Here is an 18,932-nt window from a genome sequence, read left to right as displayed (position 1 = left end):
GGCGGATGCTCCGGAAAAAAGGCCCGGGCCGCGCGGACATCGGCCCGGGAAGGTGGGGAGAGGAGGCGCGCCCCGCCGGAGGGAACGGGGCGCGCCGTGGGGGAGCGACGTCAGTTCGACTGCCAGCTCGCGATCAGCTCGTCGTAGCCGATCGTGATCGGCTGCGGCTTCTCGTTCTCGAGAGCGGGCTTGGGCGCGCCGGGCTGGGAGAGCCAATATTCCGGATCGCGCTCCTCGTTGAGGCGCGGGCCGAGATCGCCGAGGATGCCGGCGCGCTCGAGCCGGGCGAGGACCTGCTCCTGCTCGCGGCAGAGATTGTCCATCGCCTGCTGGGCGCTGACCGCGCCGGCCGAGGCGTCGCCGATCGCCTGCCACCAGAGCTGCGCGAGGCGCGGATAATCCGGCACGTTGGTGCCCGTCGGGGTCCATTGCACGCGCGCGGGCGAGCGATAGAACTCGATCAGGCCGCCGAGCATCGGCGCCCGCTCGGTGAAGCTCTCGTGCTGGATGGTCGATTCCCGCACGAAGGTGAGCCCGACATGGGACTTCTTCACGTCGACCGTCTTCGAGGAGATGAACTGCCCGTAGAGCCAGGCGGCCTGGGCGCGGTCGACGGGGGTCGACTGCATCAGGGTGACGGAGCCGGCGTCCTGATAGCCGAGCTTCATCCCCTCCTCCCAATAGGCGCCGCGCGGCGAGGGCGCCATGCGCCATTTCGGCGTGCCGTCCTCGTTCACGACGGGCAGGCCCTCGGCCACCATGTCGGCGGTGAAGGCGGTGTACCAGAAGATCTGCTGCGCGATCTCGCCCTGCGCCGGGACGGGGCCCGCCTCGGAGAAGGTCATGCCCGCAGCCGCCGGGGGCGCGTAATTGCGCAGCCAGTCGACGTAGCGCTCGACGGAATAGACCGCCGCCGGCCCGTTCGTGGCGCCGCCGCGGGCGACGCAGGAGCCGACGGGCCGCGAATTCTCGTCTACGCGGATGCCCCATTCGTCGACCGGCAGGCCGTTCGGCAGGCCCTTGTCGCCGGCGCCCGCCATCGAGAGCCAGGCGTCGGTGAAGCGCCAGCCGAGCGAGGGATCGCGGCGGCCGTAATCCATGTGGCCGAAGACGCGCCGCCCGTCGATCTCGCGGCCGGTGAAGAATCGCGCGATGTCCTCGTAGGCCGACCAATTGACCGGCACGCCGAGCGGGTAGCCGTATTCCGCCTCGAAGGCCGCCATGATCTCCGGATCGGTGAACCAGTCGTAGCGGAACCAGTAGAGGTTCGCGAATTGCTGGATCGGCAGCTGGTAGACCTTGCCGTCCGGTCCGGTCGTGAAGCTGATGCCGATGAAGTCGTCGAGGTCGAGGTTCGGGTTCGTGACGGAAGCGCCCTCGCCGGCCATCCAATCGGTGAGGTTGCGCACCTGCTGATAGCGCCAATGCGTTCCGATCAGGTCGGAATCGTTGACGTACATGTCGTAGATGTTCTCGCCGGTCTGCATCTGCGTCTGCAGGCGCTCGATCACGTCGCCCTCGCCGATGAGATCGTGCGTGACGCGGATGCCGGTGATGGCGGTGAAGGCCGGGGCGAGCACGCGCGATTCGTATTCGTGCGTGGTGATCGTCTCGGACACGACGCGGATGTCCATGCCGCGGAAGGGCGCTGCCGCGTCGATGAACCATTGCATCTCCGCTTCCTGCTCCTCGCGCGTGAGGCTCGACAGATCGCCGATCTCCGCGTCGAGGAAGGCGCGGGCGGCCTCCATGTCGGCGGCGGCCGGGCTCGCGAGCGCGAGCGCCAGCGCCAAGGCTGTCGTCGTCGTGTAGATGCGTCTCTTCATCGGGTGTCCTCCCTCGAGGTCGAAGCGCCGAGTTTCCCTCGAACGCGCGTGGACGGTCGGCGCCGCCGCCCGCGCTTGCCCGATCAGACGTAGCGGAAGACGAGCCCCGCATAGATCAGGCTGACGATCAGCGCGCCCCAGAGAGGCGGGCCGAGGATGCCGAGCCAGGCCAGGTTGATGAAGGCCGAGCCGAGCAAGCTGATGAACAGGCGGTCGCCGCGCGTCGTCTCGATGCGCAGGACGCCGACGCGCGGCGTCTCCGGGCGCAGGATCGCGAGCGCCGTCATCGCGACGAGGAGGAGCGCGATCACGGAAAAGAAGATCGCGGTGGGTGCGGTCCAGGCCATCCAGGTCATGGCGCCCTCCCTCAAACCCGCCCGAGGGCGAAGCCCTTGGCGATGTAGTTGCGTACGAACCAGATGACCAAGATGCCCGGGATGATCGTCAGCACGCCCGCCGCCGCGAGCACCCCCCAATCGAGCCCCGAGGCGGAGACCGTGCGGGTCATCGTGGATGCGATGGGCTTGGCGTCGACGGAGGTGAGCGTGCGCGACAAGAGCAGCTCCACCCACGAGAACATGAAGCAGAAGAACGCCGCCACCCCGATGCCGCTCGCGATCAAGGGCATGAAGATCTTCACGAAGAAATGCGGGAAGGAATAGCCGTCGATATAGGCCGTCTCGTCGATCTCCTTCGGCACCCCGCGCATGAAGCCCTCGAGAATCCAGACCGCGAGGGGCACGTTGAAGAGGCAATGCGCGAGCGCGACCGCGATATGCGTGTCGAACAGCCCCACCGCCGAATAAAGCTGGAAGAAGGGCAGCGCGAACACCGCCGGGGGCGCCATCCGGTTCGTCAGGAGCCAGAAGAACAGGTGCTTGTCGCCCAGGAAGCGGTAGCGGCTGAAGGCGTAGGCCGCCGGCAGCGCCACCGCGAGCGAGATCACGGTGTTCATCACGACGTAGATCATCGAATTGACGTAGCCCATGTACCAGGACGCGTCGGTGAGGATGACCCGGTAGTTCCGCAAGGTCGGGTTCTGCGGCCAGAGCGAGAACGACGAGAGGATCTCGGCATTCGTCTTGAGGCTCATGTTGACGAGCCAGTAGATCGGCAGGAGGAGGAAGACGAGATACAGCGTCATCACCACGGCCGAGGTGTCGACCCACGGCAGGAGGGCGGGACGGCTGCGGGCGTCCTGCCCGATCGCCGGAGCGGGGGCTGCGGTCTGCGCCATCACACGCCCTCCTTCTTGTCGAGGCTGGTCATGACCGTATAGAAGACCCACGAGATCAGCAGGATCACGAGGAAGTAGATCAGCGAGAAAGCCGCCGCCGGACCGAGGTCGAACTGGCCGATGGCCGTCTTCACGAGGTCGATCGACAGGAACGTCGTCGCGTTGCCCGGTCCGCCGCCGGTGAGCACGAAGGGCTCGGTGTAGATCATGAAGCTGTCCATGAAGCGCAGCAGGATCGCGATCAGGAGCACGCCCTTCATCTTCGGCAGCTCGATATAGCGGAACACCTTCCAGCGGCTCGCCTGGTCGATCGCGGCGGCCTGGTAATAGGCCTGCGGGATCGAGCGCAGACCCGCATAGGCGAGGAGCGCGACGAGCGAGGTCCAGTGCCAGACGTCCATCGCGACGATGGTGATCCAGGCGTGCAGCGGGTTCTGCGTGTAGTTGTAGTCGATCCCCATGGCGGTGACGGTGCGGCCGAGGAGGCCGATGTCGACGCGCGCGAAGACCTGCCAGATCGTGCCGACCACGTTCCACGGGATCAGGAGCGGCAGCGCCATCAGCACGAGGCAGACCGACACCCAGATGCCGCGCCGCGGCATGTTGAGCGCGATGAAGACGCCGAGCGGGATCTGAATCGCGAGGATGATCGTCGAGAACAGGATCTGCCGGTAGAAGGCCGCGTGGACGCGCTGGGAGGCCAGCACCTCCTCGAACCATTCGAGCCCGACCCAGAAGAAGACGTTGTTGCCGAACGTGTCCTGGACCGAGTAGTTCACCACCGTCATCAGCGGGATCACGGCCGAGAACGCGACCAGGATCAGGACGGGGAGGACGAGGAACCAGGCCCTGTTGTCGTAGGTCTTGTCCATCACGCGGCCTCCCCCTGTACGAGTTGATCGTTCTCGTAGATTCCGACCCGTGCCGGATCGAGGACGACACGGCTCATGTCCTCGGAGACGGGGGTGCCTTCGGGCAGGACTGCGTTGATCGGGCGGCCGAAGAACTCGGCGCGCACGATCTTGTGGCGCCCGACGTCCTCGACCCGGCGCACCTTCACCGGCAGCCCCGCCTCGCCGCGCGCGAGGCGCACGAATTCCGGCCGCACGCCGAGCTCGACCTTGCCGGACAGCGGGCGATAGCCCTCGCGCAGGCGGATCTCGACGCCCTCGACATAGGCGCGGTCGCCCTCGACGCGGGCGGGCAGCACGTTCATGCCGGGCGAGCCGATGAAATAGCCGACGAAGGTGTGCGCCGGCCGCTCGAACAATTCGGCGGGCGTGCCGATCTGCACGACGCGGCCCTCGTACATGACGACGACCCGGTCGGCGAAGGTGAGCGCCTCGGTCTGATCGTGCGTCACGTAGATCATCGTGTGGCCGAACTTGCGGTGCAGCGCCCGCAATTGCGTGCGCAGCTGCCATTTTATGTGAGGATCGATGACGGTCAGCGGCTCGTCGAACAGGATCGCGGCGACGTCCTCGCGCACCATGCCGCGCCCGAGCGAGATCTTCTGCTTGGCGTCCGCCGTGAGCCGCCGCGCCGGGCGATCGAGCACGTCGGCCATGCCGATCATGGCGGCGATCTCCTCGACGCGGGCGCGCACGTAAGCGGGGTCGGCGCCGCGATTGACGAGGGGGAAGGCGAGGTTCTCGCGCACGCTCATCGTGTCGTAGACGACGGGAAACTGGAACACCTGCGCGATGTTGCGCGCGGCGGTGGGCGCGTCGGTGACGTCGCGGTCGTCGAACAGGATCCGCCCCTCGGAGGGGCGGATCAGCCCCGAGATGATGTTGAGGAGCGTCGTCTTCCCGCAGCCGGAGGGGCCGAGCAGCGCGTAGGCGGCGCCGTCCTGCCAGACGTGGTCGAGGCGCTTGAGCGCGTAATCGGCCTCGCTGCGCGGGCGGGCGCCGTAGGCATGGGCGAGACCGGAGAGGGTGATGCGGGCCATCCTCGTTCTCCTCAGGCAGCGAGCGCGTAGGGCGCCGGCGCGGCGAGCGCGCCGTCCTCGCCGAACACGTAGACATGGGCGGGATCGACGTGGACGCTCACCGGGCGGCCGGGCGGCAAGTCGCGCACGCCGTGGACGAGCCCGACCCAGCGTTCGCCGCCGTGATCGATGTGGACGAAGGTCTCCGAGCCCGTGATCTCGGTCTCTGCGAGCGTCGCGGAGAAGACGAGCCCCTTCTCGCCCTTGGGCTCCAGCGCGAGGTGGTTCGCGCGAAAGCCCGCGAGATAGCGCCCGTCCGCGAGCCGAGCGAGCGCCCCGAGCGCCGCGCAGGACTGGCCCTCCCCGAACATCAGCCGGTCGCCCGCCTTGGCGATCGCGATGAAGTTCATCGGCGGATCGGAGAAGACCCGCGCCGTGATCGCGTCGGCGGGCCGGCGATAGACGTCGGGCGTGCGGCCGAACTGGGTGATGCGGCCCTCCCAGAGGGTCGCGGTGTTGCCGCCGAGAAGCAGCGCCTCCTCGGGCTCGGTCGTCGCGTAGACGAAGATCGCGCCCGATTCCTCGAAGATGCGCGGGATCTCCGCGCGCAGCTCCTCGCGCAGCTTGTAGTCGAGATTGGCGAGCGGCTCGTCGAGGAGCACGAGCCCCGCGCCCTTGACGAGCGCGCGGGCCAGCGCGCAGCGCTGCTGCTGGCCTCCCGAGAGCTCGAGCGGGCGGCGATCGAGCAGGGTCTCGAGCTTCATCAGCCGCGCCGCCCGCGCCACCGCCGCCTCGATCTCCGCGCGCGGGCGGCCCTTCACCTTCAAGGGCGAGGCGATGTTCTCGTAGACGCTGAGCGTCGGGTAATTGACGAATTGCTGGTAGACCATGGCGACGTCGCGGTCCTGGACGCGCGTGCCGGTCACGTCCTGCCCGTTCCAGAGCACGCGCCCGGAGGTGGGCCGGTCGAGACCGGCCATCAGGCGCATGAGGGTCGTCTTGCCGGAGAGGGTCGGCCCGAGAAGCACGTTCATCGTGCCCCGCTCCAGCGTCAGGCTCGTCTCGTGGACGTGGGCGTCGGCGCCGACTGTCTTGATCACGTGGTCGAGGACGAGTGTCATGCGCGTCTGTCTCCGTATCATTCCGCGGCCGCGCCCTGCGCGGCCTCGCCGTCGCGGCGCCGCGCCAGGCAGGCGGCGACTTCCGCTTCGACCGCCTCGGCCGCCTCGCGCGTCAGCCGCAGGCCGAGCTTGCCGCGCCGCCACAGGACGTCGGCGCCGGTGCGCGCGAATTCGGTCTCGACGAGCCAGTCGATCTCCCGCGCGGTGAGACCCGCGCCGAAATCGCGGCCGAGATCGGCCGGGCCGCGCGCCTCGCCGAGCAGGTCTCGCGCCCGCGTCCCATAGGCGCGCGCGAGGCGTCGTGCCTGACGCGCGTCGAGGAAGGGGTAGGCGCGCGCGAGATCGGCGACGAGGCTCTCGAAGCCGTCGACCGGGAAATCGCCTCCCGGCAGCGCCACGCCCGCCGTCCAGGGGCCTGTCGCGGCGGGGAAGAAGGGCGCGAGCTTCGCCAGCGCCGCCTCGGCGAGCCGACGATAGGTGGTGATCTTGCCGCCGAAGACGTTGAGGAGCGGCACGCCCTCGCTCGCCTCGAGCGAGAGCACGTAGTCGCGCGTCGCCGCCGTCGCCGATTTCGCGCCGTCGTCGTAGAGCGGCCGCACGCCCGAGAAGGTCCAGACGACGTCGGCCGGGCTCACCGGCGCGGCGAGATAATCCGAGACGAAGCGGCAGAGATAATCCACCTCCTCCGGCGTGCAGGAGACCGCGCCCGGCCCGCCCTCGTGATCGACGTCGGTCGTGCCGACGAGGGTGAAGTCGCCCTCGTAGGGGATCGCGAAGACGATCCGCCCGTCCGCGCCCTGGAAGATGTAGGCGCGATCGTGGTCGAAGAGCTTCTTCGTGACGATGTGCGAGCCGCGCACCAGGCGCACGCGCTCGCGGGTCGGCGTCGCGACGACGCTCTCGATGATCTCGCCGACATAAGGCCCGCCGGCATTCACGAGGGCGCGGGCGCGCATCGTGGTGCGCGATCCGCCCTCCGCGACGAGCCGGATCGTCCACAGCCCGCCCTCGCGCTCGGCGCGCTCGACGCGGGTGCGCACCAGGATGCGGGCGCCGCGGGTCTGCGCGTCGAGCGCGTTGAGCACGACGAGGCGGGAATCCTCGACCCAGCAATCGGAATATTCGAAGGCGCGGACGAAGGCGGGGGCGAGCGGCGCGCCGGCGGGGTCGCGCCGCAGGTCGAGGCTGCGTGTGCCGGGCAGGATCTCGCGCCCGCCCAGATGATCGTAGAGGAACAGGCCGAGCCGCAGGAGCCAGGCCGGGCGCAAGCCGGAATGATGCGGCAGGACGAAGCGCAGCGGCCAGGCGATGTGCGGCATCGCGGAGAGCAGCGTCTCGCGCTCGATCAGCGCCTCGCGCACGAGCCTGAACTCGAAATATTCGAGATAGCGCAGGCCGCCGTGGAAGAGCTTCGTGGAGGCCGACGACGTCGCCGCGCCCAGATCGCCCATCTCCGCGAGGGCGACGCGGAGCCCGCGGCCCGCGGCGTCGCGGGCGATGCCGCAGCCGTTCACGCCGCCTCCGACGACGAAGAGGTCGACGACGCGACCTTCGGTCTCGCGATCCTCGCTCCGCACGACGTTCCATCCCATTCGTGTTTTTTCTAGGATTTGCGAGGATGTTCGTTTTGTCAACCGTGGTTTTCGCTATTGATCGGTTCGCAGCAGATCAGCCGAAAAGACCGCTTTTCCGCCACCGCTCCCGGCGCGGCCGCGGCCGGCCTGCGGACATCGTGAGAACACCCGGGAATCGAGGGGCCTGGATCCCCTTCTCCGTCGCCTTCACGATCTCCGGCAGTCCGGGGCGGACGATGGGCGTCGCCGCTCTCGCCGGCTGTTCGCAAGCGGGCGGCGGTGCCGTCGCCGGGATGGCGCTGGCGATGGCGCCGGGGAACGCAGCGCCTGCTGCGGCGGCGCTTATGGCCTGCGCCGTCGTCGTTCTCGCGACGAAGGCCGCCGACTGGCGATGAGCGTCCCCGCCGAGGCGCATTACAACCAAGTGCGATTGTCGCTTGTTATCGCTTCCCTCCTCTGGTAGAGCGGGGTTAGGGAAAAAGCGAACCCAGAATGATTCGATGACGTTTGCTTCAACTTTTAGGGGTATACTTCGTAGCGTCATCGCTGGCTCGATTGTATGCGCAGCGCTGGGTTCGAGCAGCGAAGCGAACGAGCGCACCGATATCGTCCTCGAACGTTTCACCGACTGGGAATTGATCTGTCCGTCCGAAGACGTCTGTCGCATCGGCCAGCGCCTTGCGGCGCCGGAGACCGGCGACACCCTCTTCGCGATCACGGCGCTTCCCGCGCGGGAGGGCGGCCCGCTCGTCGGCATCGTCTCGGTTCCGCTGCGCGGCTATCTCGCGCCGGGCATCGAGCTGCGGGTGGACGGCGGGCGCCCGTTCCAGATCCTCTACGAGACCTGCGACCCCTCAGGCTGCCATGCCGGCTTCCCCATCGAGGGCGAGGTGCTCACGGCCTTCCGCCGCGGTCTCGACGCACGCTTCCGCGTCTGGACGGCGCAGGAACGGCCGGTGGACGTGACCGTCTCGCTGCGCGGCTTCACGCGCGCTCTCGACGCCCTGCGGGAGCGCTCGTGATGGCGCACGCGACGAAGGCGGCCGCGATCGCCGCGCTCCTCGCCCTTGCCTCCGCCCCTGCGGCGGCGGACGTCGTGCCGGACGGCGGCACGGCGACGAGCGCTGCGGTCGAGGCGGACGGGCGCATCCGCGTCGACATCGCGCCCGTCGGAGCGAGCGGGATCAGCCGCAACACGTTTCAGGCGTTCGGGGTGCCCGAGAGCGGGGTGGGGCTGAACAATACGGGCGTCGGCGCGCTCACGATCCTCAACGAGGTGACCTCGACCGCGCATTCGACCATTCTCGGCACGCTCGAGGTGCTCGGCCCCCGCGCCCACGTGATCCTCGCCAACCCCAACGGCATCACCGTCGACGGCGGGCGTTTCGTGAATACGGGCGCCGTCGTCCTCTCGGCAGGGACGGCGCGGCTCGAGGACGTCGGCGGGCGCACCGACGTCGTCGTCGGGACCGGGACGGGGGCGATCGAGATCGGCCCCGGCGGGCTCGCGGGCACGATGACGACCCTCCAGCTCGCCGCGGGGCGGCTGCGCGTCGACGGCGCCGTCGTCAACGAGAATGCGAGCCCCTTCGCCTCGATCGCGCTTCTCGCCGGCGCCTCCGAATTGCGTCTCGATTCGAGCGTGATCCCCGGATCCACGACGGGGCAGTACGCGACGCGCACCGATCTCGGCGGGGCGTCCGACGCGGTGCTCGTCGACGTCACGCCGCGCGGATCGCTGACCGCGAGCCGCGTCTCGGTCGCGGTCTCGGCGGCGGGCGCGGGCGTCTCCTTCGCCGGCGACGGGCGCGCCTCGATCGGCGAGATCCGGATCGATGCGAGCGGGCGCGTCGCCGTTCCGGGCGGCACGCTGCGGGGCGAGGCCGGCGCGGCCATCGCCGCCCGCTCGATCGCGATCCTCAACGCGCCGCAGCGGCAGGGCGTGGTCGAGAGCCTGTCGGGCGGCGTGACACTGATCGCGCAGGGCGGCGACATCGCCATCGAAGGCCGGATCACCGGCGTGCGACGCACGAGCGCCGACCCGGCGTCGCGCGGCGGCGTGACGCTCGACGCCGCGGGCTCGATCGAGCTCCTGAGCGAGGCGGCCGATCGCCTCGCGATCGTCTTCGCCTCGGAGGGCGATCTCGTGGCGCGTGCCGGCGGCGACATCCGCAACGGCAACGGCCGCCTCCTGTCGAACGCGACGGTCGACCTCATGGCCGGCGGCACCGTCGCGAACGAGACCTTCTTCACGCCCGCGCCCGGAGGCGGAGCGCCCGCGATCGTGCACGTGCCGGGGCGGCGCCATTGGTGGTCCTTCCTGTTCGGACGCAGCCGCACGACGATAACGAGCTGGAGCTTCGCGAGCCCGCTGTTTCCCGGGGAGCAGGCCTTCGTCACCGGGGCGGCGGTGGAGATCCGCGCCGGCCGGCTCGTCAACACGGGCGAGATCAACGCGCTCGACGGCGCCCTCCTGATCGCGGCCGACCGGATCGAGAGCCGCGCGACGCCGATCGGGACGGCGCAGCTCGTCGAGCGCTGCCGGATCGTCTGCTGGAGCCGCGGGTGGTCGGGCGTCGGCACGCTCGGCGGCACGATCAATTCCTCGCGCGGTCTCGCTCTCTCGGCGCGGAGCGTCCTCGTCGACGGCGGAGCGCTCCTCGCGCTCGGCAATCTGGAGATCGCGGCGGCCGAGCTCGTCGCGCGCGCGCACTTCCTGCCGCGCTTCGCGGTGCAGCCCGGCGGGCTGAGGACGCTCTTCTCCGGCCCGCGCACGATCGCCGGGCTCGAGCCCTTCGGCGGCACCGCGCTCGCCTCGGGTGGGAGCCTCGTCCTGACGAGCGCCGCGCCGGCGATCGTCGACGGCGGATCCCTCTCGGCCGACGTCGAGACCCGCGCGCCCGGCGGCATCCGCACCTTGCGCCCCGCCGTTCCGCTCGGCGGCGCGAGCGCGGTCCGCATCGGGATCTTCGAGAGCTGGCTGCCATGAGCGCGCGGCTCCCTCCCCTCCTCCTCGCCGCCTCCCTCGCCGGCCTCGCGGGCTCCGGGAGCGCCCTCGCGCAGACGGCCTCGGAGCCGATCGTGATCGCGACCCGCGCCGACGCGCGTCCCGTCGAGGGCGCGCAGAGCGAGCCCTGCTTTCCGGTCGACACGATCCGCATCGAGGGCGAGATCCTCGCCCCGCGCGAGGCGCTCCTCGCCCGCCTCGAGCCGATCGCCGGCGCTTGCCTCGGAACGCCGCTCGCGCGCGCCATCGTCGGGGAGGTAAACGAGGCGCATGCCGAGATCGGACTCGTCACGACGCAGGGCTATCTGCCCGAGCAGGACATCGTCGCGACCCGGACTCTCGTCGTCGCGGTGGTCGCCGGGCGCATCGACGCGATCGTCTACGCGGAGGATCGCGGCGAGGCGGCGCTGCCTCTGTCGGAGCGACTGGCGGCGGTCGGCGAGCGGATCGGGGCGTCGGACGGTCCGTGGTCCTTCCTGCAGAATCTCCTCGGCCTCCTCGACGCGATCGATGCGCCGGCCGATCGGTCCAGCCTCCTTCCCGCGAGCGCCTTTCCCGGTCTGAAGCCCGGCCTCGCCTTCGAGACGGGCCCGGGCGACGTCCTCGACATCGCCCGCATCCAGGAGGGTCTCGACGCGCTCAACGCGACGCCCTCCGCCCGCGCCGCAGCGCGCCTCGAGCCGGGCGCGGAACCGGCAACGTCGATCGTGCGCATCGAGAACGCGCCCGTCGACACGTTCCGCCTGTTCGTCGGCTACGAGCGCAACGCCGCGGCCCTCACCGGCGGCGCGCGGACCGTCGCGGAGCGGGTGCGCTTCGATCTCGCCAAGGACGACCTCGTCGGCATCGGCGATTCCTGGCGCGCGGCGCTCGCGAGCGGCGTGAACTCGAACGAGGTCTCGGCGGGCCTCACCCTGCCCTATCGACGCCTGTCCGTCTCCGTCGACGGCGCCTATTCCGAGAGCTTCCAGGCGATCACCCCCTTCGCCGGCCTGTTCACGCAAAGCGGCACCGTCACCGGCCGCGCGAGCGCGCTCGTGCTGCGCGGAGACGGCTTCCAGACGCGCGCCGAGGGCAGCCTCGCCTGGCGGGCGAACGACCGCTTCGTCAACGACGTCGCCCTGACGCCCCAGCGTTTCACCGTGGCGCGGCTCGGCCTGAGCCACGTGCAGGCGCTCGGTCCCGCCGCGCGCGCCTCCTTCGGCATCGGCGCGAGCCGGGGCCTGACCTGGCTCTCGGCGACCCGCGATCCGCCGCGGCCGGGGCCGACGCTGCCGCGGGCGCAATTCTTCAAGCTCGACGCGAACGCGGGGCTGTTCGTGCGGCTCTCCGACCATGTCCGGCTGCGCACCGACCTCTCCGCGCAATGGGCCGGGACGCCGCTCTACGCCGACGACCAGCTCTCGCTCTCCTCCGCCTCGACGGTGCGCGGCTTCTCGGACCTTCCGGCGCGGGTCGATCGCGGCGCGGTCCTGCGCAACGAGCTCTCCGCGAGCCTGCCCGTCGACGCGCTCCTCGGCGAGAGCCGGGAGCGCCTCGCCTTCCTCGCCGACATGCTCGGCGGCCTCGAGCCCTACCTCTTCGCCGACATCGGCTCGGGCCGCGATCTCGCGGCGGGACGCGGCGTCGATCGCGTCTCCGCCGGCTACGGCCTGCGCTTCGCGCACGGACGAGCCCGCTTCGACGTCGTCGTCGCCCATCCCCTGCACGGCCATCCCGCGCCGCGCCGCGCGCGGGGCGAGCTCTCCCTCACCGCCTCCTTCAAGATCTTCTGAACACGGTGCTCCGATGCGTTTTCCCCTCGCCGCCGCCTTCGCCCTCGCGACCCTCCTCTCCGCCGCATCCCCTGGCCTCGCGAGCCCCCTCGCCCGGGGCCTCGAGGCGCTCGAGGCCGATCGCTTCGAGGAGGCGATCGGCCATTTCGAGGAGGCCTTCTCCGGGACCGAGCCGGACGGCGGCTTCTATCTCGGGCGCATGGCCGAGCTCGGCATCGGCGTCGCGGCAGATTTCGAGGCGGCGCGGGTTCTTTATCTCGCCGCCGCCGATCGCGGCAGCGCGCGCGCGCTCAACCGGCTCGGCCTGATGCATTTCCGCGGCGAGGGCGTGCTGCAGGACCATGCCGCCGCGCGCGATCTGATCTGCCGCGCGGCGGAAGCGGGCGAGGCCGACGCGCAGTTCAATTGCGCGGGCCTCCTCGCCGAGGGCGTCGGCGGCGAGACCGATCGGGAGGGCGCGCTCGCGCTCTACCGCGAGGCGGCGCAGGCGGAGCATATCGGCGCGCTCAACGCGCTCGCCTTCGCCTATCGCGCGGGCGAGATCGAGGGCGGCGGCGTGGAAGAAGCGCTCGCTCATTTCGAGCGCGCCGCCGCCCGCGGCAACCCGATCGCGCTCTTCGAGCTCGGCGCCGCCTACGAAGCCGGCGAGGGGCGCGATCGCGACCTCGTCCAGGCCCATGTCCACTACAACCTCGCCTCCGTTCGCCGCCATCCCGCCGCACCCGAGGCGTTGGCGCGCGTCACCGCGCAGCTCGACCGGACGGAGCTGGCCCGCGCGCAGGCGCTCGCCCGCGACTTCGTCGCCCGCGATTGACGAAAGAGAGAGAGCGCCGATGTCGACCCCCCGCGCCGATCGCCCGCAGACGAGCACCCTCTCGGGCCTCTCCCGCTCCCGGCTCGCGAGCACGACCGCCCTCGCGGCGGCGCTGACGCTCGCTCTGCAGCCGCTCCTCGTGGGGGTCGCGCGCGCGCAGGTGATCGTCGATCCGACGGCGCCGATCGAGTTCAGGCCGGGGATCGGGATCTCGCCGCGCGGCGCTCCCGTCGTCGACATTACCGCCCCCTCCTTCGGCGGGCTCTCGCACAACAAGTTCGAGCGCTTCGACGTCGACACGAGCGGCGTCATCCTCAACAATTCGGGGCTCGGCGGCGACTCGATCCTCGGCGGACGCATCGGCGCCAATCCCAACCTCGTCGGCCGCCAGCCGGCGCGCACCATCCTCAACGAGGTCACCGGCACCGATCCGAGCCGGCTCGGCGGCCCGACCGAGGTGTTCGGCACGCGCGCGGACGTGATCGTCGCCAATCCGAACGGCGTCGGCTGCGTGGGCTGCACCTTCGTCAATGCGGGGCGGGTCACCCTCTCGACCGGCACGCCCGTGCCGGATTACGTGCGCGGCACCGTCGATTTCGAGGTGCGGCGCGGCACGATCGAGATCTCGGGGACCGGCCTCTCGGCGCCTGCCGGAATGCAGCCCATCGCCGACGTCGATCTCGTCGGCCGCCGCATCGGGCTCGACGGCGGGATCGTCGCGAGCGACCGGGTGCGGCTGCGCGCGGGCGCGATCACCTACGATCCGGGCAGCGATCGCGCCACCCCGCTCGTCGGCGCGGACGCGCTCGCGGGGCTCGCGATCGCCGGCACCGCCTCGGGCACCATCCGCGCGGGCTCGATCTCGATCCTGTCGCGCGACGTCGATCTCGGCATCGTGCTCGCGGGCGATCTCGCCGCGCAGGCGGACTCGATCGTCGTCTCCTCCTTCGGCGACGTCGCGCTCGGCGGCACGCGCGCGGATCTCGACACCCTCGTCGACGCGCGCGGCGACGTCGTCCTCGCCGGCACCCACGAAGCCGGCCGCCTCCTCGCCGTCCAGGGCACCGACGTGACGCTCGACGGCCGCGTCGCCGCGGGCCAGGCGATCGCGGTCGAGGCGCGCGGCACGCTCGACAGCGCCGCCGGCATCGCCTCGGGCGGCGCGATCGGCCTCCTCGGCGGGCAGGCCGCGCGCGTGTCGGGCGAGATCCGGGCGGGCGGCGCGCTCGGGATCGAGGGCGGAGACGTCGAGTCGCGCAGCCTCACGGCGGGCGCGACGCGGATCGGCATCGCCGCCCGCGGCGACGTGCGCCTCGACCGCACGCGCCTCGCCGCGCAGAGCGACGTCTCGATCTCCGGGCGCGACGTCGCCTTGGGTTTGGGCACCGCATTCGGCGCTCCGGGGCGGCTCGACATCGGCGCGCGGCGCGATTTTCTCAACGAGACCGTGCTCGAGCACCCGCGCCTCTCGCTCGCGATCGGCCGCTCCTTCCTGAACGGCGTCACCGGCGCATATCTCGACGACACGATCGCGCTCTCCCTCTCGGGCGATCTCGTCAATGCCGGCCTGATCCAGGCCCGCCTCCTCGCGCGCATCGCCGCGCGCGATCTCGTGGTCTCGGAGGACGGGGCGATCGATGCGCCCGATCTCGAGATCGCGCTGTCGGGACAGGCCGCCAATGCCGGCGTCCTGCAGGGGCGCGCGCGCCTCGCGCTATCCGCGGACGCGCTCCTCAACGCCGCGCCAGGCCGCATCCTCGGCGACGCGATCACGGTGCGCGTCGACGGCGGCCTCACCAATCTCGGCGCGATCCTCGCCCCCGAGACGCTCGCGATCGTCGCGGGAGGCCTCGTCGGCAACGACGGCACCCTCGCGAGCGGCGGAGCGCTGACGCTGACCGGCGCCTCCTACGCCGCCGGCTCGCCGGCCGCGCGCCTCGCCGGCGCCTCCGTCGAGATGCTCCTCGGCGGCGGCCTCGACAATGCGGGCGCGATCCTCGCGGAGGACGCGCTCGCGATCCTCGCCGCATCGGCGCGCAACCGCGCGGGCGCGGTCCTGCGCACGCTCGGCGATCTCGATCTGACGCTCGCCGGCAACCTCGTCAACGACGGCGCGATCGATGCGGGCGACGACGTCGCGCTGCGAGTCGGCGGCGATCTGAGCGGCGCCGGCGCGCTCGTCGCCGGGGGCGGGCTCGCGGCCCGGATCGATGGCGGCCTCTCCGTCGGCGGGAGCTTCGCCGCGATCGGCGATCTCGACCTCGTCGTGGGCGCCGACCTCGTCGTCGGCGGCCTCCTCGCCGCGCAGGGGCGTGCGGAGATCGACGCGCGCGCCCTCGTCATCGGCGCGGATGGCATCCTCTTCGGCGAGCGCGTCGACCTCGCTCTGCGCGGGAATGCGCAGGTCGCCGGCAGCCTTCTCGCCCGCACCGATCTGCACCTGAACGCCGCGGGCGCGATCCAATCGGCGGGCGCGATCCGCGCGGGCGGCGATCTCGTCCTCGCCGGCGCGAGCTATTCCGGCACGAGCGCGGCGGCGGAATTGTCCGGCGCCTCCGCCGACATCGCCGTCGCGGGCGCCTTCGCCACGCATGGCCGCGTCGTCGGCGAGGCCGGCCTCGCGATCGCCGCGGGCAGCCTCGTGCTCCATGCGGGCGCGCGCGCCTCGGGCGCGTTCGTCGACCTCGCGACCCGCGGCGACGCGACGATCGCCGGAGCGCTCGAGGCGCGCGATCTCGTGCTCGGCGAGATCGGCGGGGCGCTCGCGATCGCCGGCAGCCTGCGCGTCGCCGCGCAGACGGGCGACATCGGCCTGCTCGCGAGCGGACCCGTGACGCTGTTGGGGACGCTCTCCGCGCCGGGGCGCGTCGTTCTCGCGGCCTCTGCGCTGACGAATGCGGGCGGCCTCCTCTCCGGCGGCGACGTCGGCCTCTCCCTCGGGGGCTCCCTCGTCAATTCCGGCACGATCCTCGCGACCGGCGAGCTCTCGATCGGCGCCGGCGCGGTCCTCAATGCCGGATCGTCCGCCGCCCACGCGCATCTGAGCGGCCGCATCCTCGACATCGCGGCGCAGGACCGGGTCGACGCCGGCGCCTTCTCGGTGATGCAGGCGCGCGATGCCACCCGCATCCGCGCGCGCGCGAGCAATCTCGACCTGTTCGGCGAGCACGGCGTCGCGGAAGGCCGCTTCGCCTTCGGAGGCAGCCTCGCACTCGCTCTGCGCGAGCAGGGCCTCGTCGTCTCCGCCGGCCAGCGGATCATGGCGGCGGGCGATCTCACCCTCGCCTTCGGCGGCGAGATCTCCGTCCTCGGCACGATCGCGGCGGGCGGCGATCTCGCGCTCGCCTCGACCGGCGGCTCGATCGACCTCGGCGGCACCGTCGGCGGCGCCCTCCTCTTCACCCTCTCGGACGCGCGGATCGAGGCCGCCGGCGACCTCCGCCTCGCCTCCTCCGCGATCGAGGCGCTCGGGCGCATCGACATCGCGGCGGGCGGCGCGGTCGCGCTCGGCCGCACCGGCGGCGTGGTGCTCCAATTCTCGCGCACGGAATTCGTGCAAGGCGGCAATCTCTGGCAGCTCGACTATTTCAACCAGGTCGAGACCTCCCCGGCGAGCCTGATCCATGCCGGCAGCGATCTCACGATCACGGCCTGGAGCCTCGACAACCACGTCTCCACGATCTTCGCCGCAGGAGACATGGCGATTTCCGTCGGCGTGCTGACGAATCGCGTCCGCAACCTCCAGAGCCAGTACAACCTCTACAAGCTCACCGGCGCCGACACGGGCTTTCGCGGAACGGAGCCCGCCGGCACCTGGTCCGTCACCCCCGCCACCATCCAGGCCGGCGGCGCGCTCGTAATCGCCGCGAGCGAGAGCCTCTCGAACGAAGGCACGATGGCGGGCTTCTCCGTCGGCCTCTCCGCGCCGTCGGTGAGCGTCGGCATCGTCGATCCCAACGTCTACACCGCCCCGCCCGCGCTTCCCGATCCGGTGATCGACCTCTCGCGTTTCGCGGTCGCGACCCCCGGCTTCGTCGTGAATGCCGCGCCCGTCGCCCTCGTGCCCGGCGGCGCGCGCTACCTCGTCACCTCGCCCGTGCCCGAGGCGCCGCGCTTCGACGCGAGCGGCCTGCCGCTGCCCACCCGCGAGCCGACCTGGATCCTGCGCCAGGTGGGCGCGGTCGAGAGCGATCTCGTCTTCCTCGCCGATCCGATCTCCGAGCGCCGCCTCATCGCCCGCGCGCTCGCCGAGCAGACCGGCCGCGTCCTCCTGAACCCCGAATGGCGCGATCCGATCACCCAGCAGGAGGCGCTCTACGAGGGCACCGTCGCCTTCCTGCGCGCCAATCCGGAGATCAGCCTCGGCCGCGAGCTCACCGCCGCCGAGCGTGCGCGCGTCGAGGCGCCGATGCTCTGGTACGTCGAGCGCACGCTCGACGGGCAGCGCGTCCTCGTCCCCCAGCTCATCCTGCCGCCGGCCGATCTCGCCCGCTACGCCTACGATCCGGCGGGCTCCGTCCTCTCCGCGACAGACCTGATGATCACGGGCGATCGCGTCCGCAACGCGGGCAGCCTCGTCGCGCGCGAAAGCCTCGTCATCGACGCCGGCTCCTTCCTCAACGAGCAGCGTCTCGCGACCGCCCGTTTCGGCCCCCACACGATCTCGGCCGCGCAGGCGGGCGGCAACGTGCTCGCCGGCGATCTCCTCGTGCGCACGCAAGGAGACCTCGTCTCGCGCGGCGGCGTCCTCTTCGGCGAGACCGGCGTCACCCTGATCGCCGGCGGGGACGTGCGCCTCGAGGCGCAGGCCGCCTTCAACGACATCCTGATCCGCGAGCGGCGCTGGAGCCAGCGGACGGTGACCCTCGAGCACAGCGCCACCCGCGTCGGCTCGGGCGGGGATCTCACCATCGTCGCGGGCGGCGCCTTCGCGCTCGTCGGCTCGAGCCTCACGGCCGAGGGCGACGTCGCCGTCACCGCGCGCGACGGGATCACCCTCTCCTCGGTCGTCGACACGATCGAGAGCACCTTCACGCGCAGCTCGCGCGGCTTCCTGCGCTCCTCCTCGAGCCTCGACATGTTCGCCGCCGCGACCCATCGCGGCGCCGCGATCGGCGCGGGTGGGGACGTGACTCTGCTCTCGGGCGGGGACGTGCTCGTCGTGGCGAGCGACGTCGCGGCCGGGCGCGATCTCCTGCTCGCCGCGGGTGCCGGCGCGGGCGGCCGCGCGGACGCCTCCGTCACCATCCTCGCGGGCACCGACACGAGCGCGAGCCTCTCCGAGCGCCGCTCCTCGGGCTTCGGCCTCTTCCTCGGCGGCGGGCGCCTCGATTTCTACCGCTCGTCGCTGAACCGCGACGAGACGGCGACCCGCACCAACGCCCCCTCCACCCTGATCGCCGGCGGCGACGTCACCGTGCTCGCGCCGGGCGACCTCACCCTCGCGGGCTCGGTCGTCGGCGCGGGCGGGCTCGCGACCCTCTCGGCGGGGCGCGATCTCCTCCTCCTCCCCGGCAACGAGGGCTCGGCCCAATCCTCCCTCGCGCAGCGCACCGGCTTCGGCTTCGGCTTTTCCGCAAGCGGCGGCTCCGCCTCGCTCTCGTTCGGGCTCGCGCGCTCGTCGATCGCGGCGGAGGCCATGCGCGGGA

General features: G+C 71.5%; 12 protein-coding genes. 5 read left to right on the top strand and 7 right to left on the bottom strand.

Annotated elements, in window-relative coordinates; translation table 11 throughout:
- Positions 1-110: 110 nt before the first annotated feature.
- The 7 genes from ACK4UM_RS09415 to glpD all read right to left on the bottom strand — a co-directional run bounded on the left by ACK4UM_RS09415 (position 111) and on the right by glpD (position 7,691).
- On the bottom strand, positions 111-1,826 hold the full coding sequence (locus ACK4UM_RS09415; protein WP_409798109.1) for an ABC transporter substrate-binding protein: 1,716 nt from the start codon (positions 1,824-1,826) through the stop codon (positions 111-113).
- 83 nt (positions 1,827-1,909) lie between these two features.
- On the bottom strand, positions 1,910-2,182 hold the full coding sequence (locus ACK4UM_RS09410) for a DUF2160 domain-containing protein (protein ID WP_409798107.1): 273 nt from the start codon (positions 2,180-2,182) through the stop codon (positions 1,910-1,912).
- Between the two features lie 11 nt (positions 2,183-2,193).
- Positions 2,194-2,970, bottom strand: a complete 777-nt coding sequence (locus ACK4UM_RS09405) for a carbohydrate ABC transporter permease (protein WP_409798246.1) — start codon at positions 2,968-2,970, stop codon at positions 2,194-2,196.
- 92 nt (positions 2,971-3,062) lie between these two features.
- Positions 3,063-3,935 (bottom strand): carbohydrate ABC transporter permease, encoded by an 873-nt coding sequence (locus ACK4UM_RS09400; RefSeq protein ID WP_409798105.1) that lies wholly within the window; start codon positions 3,933-3,935, stop codon positions 3,063-3,065.
- Entirely contained in the window at positions 3,935-5,014 is a 1,080-nt protein-coding gene (locus ACK4UM_RS09395) for an ABC transporter ATP-binding protein (protein WP_409798103.1), read from the bottom strand. The genes ACK4UM_RS09400 and ACK4UM_RS09395 overlap by 1 nt, the downstream gene beginning before the upstream one ends.
- An 11-nt stretch (positions 5,015-5,025) precedes the next feature.
- Positions 5,026-6,114: an ABC transporter ATP-binding protein gene (locus ACK4UM_RS09390; protein ID WP_409798101.1), complete on the bottom strand. Its 1,089-nt coding sequence runs from the start codon at positions 6,112-6,114 to the stop codon at positions 5,026-5,028.
- 17 nt (positions 6,115-6,131) lie between these two features.
- Positions 6,132-7,691, bottom strand: coding sequence for a glycerol-3-phosphate dehydrogenase (glpD, locus tag ACK4UM_RS09385; RefSeq protein WP_409798099.1), 1,560 nt, complete (start codon positions 7,689-7,691; stop codon positions 6,132-6,134).
- A 632-nt stretch (positions 7,692-8,323) separates the two neighbouring features.
- On the opposite strand from glpD, the gene ACK4UM_RS09380 reads away from it, so the two are divergent.
- The 5 genes from ACK4UM_RS09380 to ACK4UM_RS09360 form a co-directional block, all read left to right on the top strand.
- Positions 8,324-8,710, top strand: coding sequence for an invasion associated locus B family protein (locus ACK4UM_RS09380; RefSeq protein ID WP_409798097.1), 387 nt, complete (start codon positions 8,324-8,326; stop codon positions 8,708-8,710).
- Positions 8,710-10,677 (top strand): filamentous hemagglutinin N-terminal domain-containing protein, encoded by a 1,968-nt coding sequence (locus ACK4UM_RS09375; RefSeq protein WP_409798095.1) that lies wholly within the window; start codon positions 8,710-8,712, stop codon positions 10,675-10,677. Before ACK4UM_RS09380 ends, ACK4UM_RS09375 begins: the two co-directional genes overlap by 1 nt.
- A complete protein-coding gene (locus ACK4UM_RS09370; protein ID WP_409798093.1) occupies positions 10,674-12,470 on the top strand; it encodes a ShlB/FhaC/HecB family hemolysin secretion/activation protein in 1,797 nt (598 codons plus the stop codon). Before ACK4UM_RS09375 ends, ACK4UM_RS09370 begins: the two co-directional genes overlap by 4 nt.
- A gap of 13 nt (positions 12,471-12,483) precedes the next feature.
- On the top strand, positions 12,484-13,284 hold the full coding sequence (locus tag ACK4UM_RS09365; protein WP_409798091.1) for a tetratricopeptide repeat protein: 801 nt from the start codon (positions 12,484-12,486) through the stop codon (positions 13,282-13,284).
- Positions 13,285-13,303: 19 nt separating this feature from the next.
- The coding region (locus ACK4UM_RS09360; protein ID WP_409798089.1) for a filamentous hemagglutinin N-terminal domain-containing protein at positions 13,304-18,932 on the top strand (5,629 nt) is incomplete at its 3' end.

This window comes from Salinarimonas sp. (assembly GCF_046292825.1).
GTDB lineage: Bacteria > Pseudomonadota > Alphaproteobacteria > Rhizobiales > Beijerinckiaceae > Salinarimonas.
Note: the sequence above shows the minus strand (reverse complement) of the source record. Positions and strands in the feature narration are given on the sequence as shown.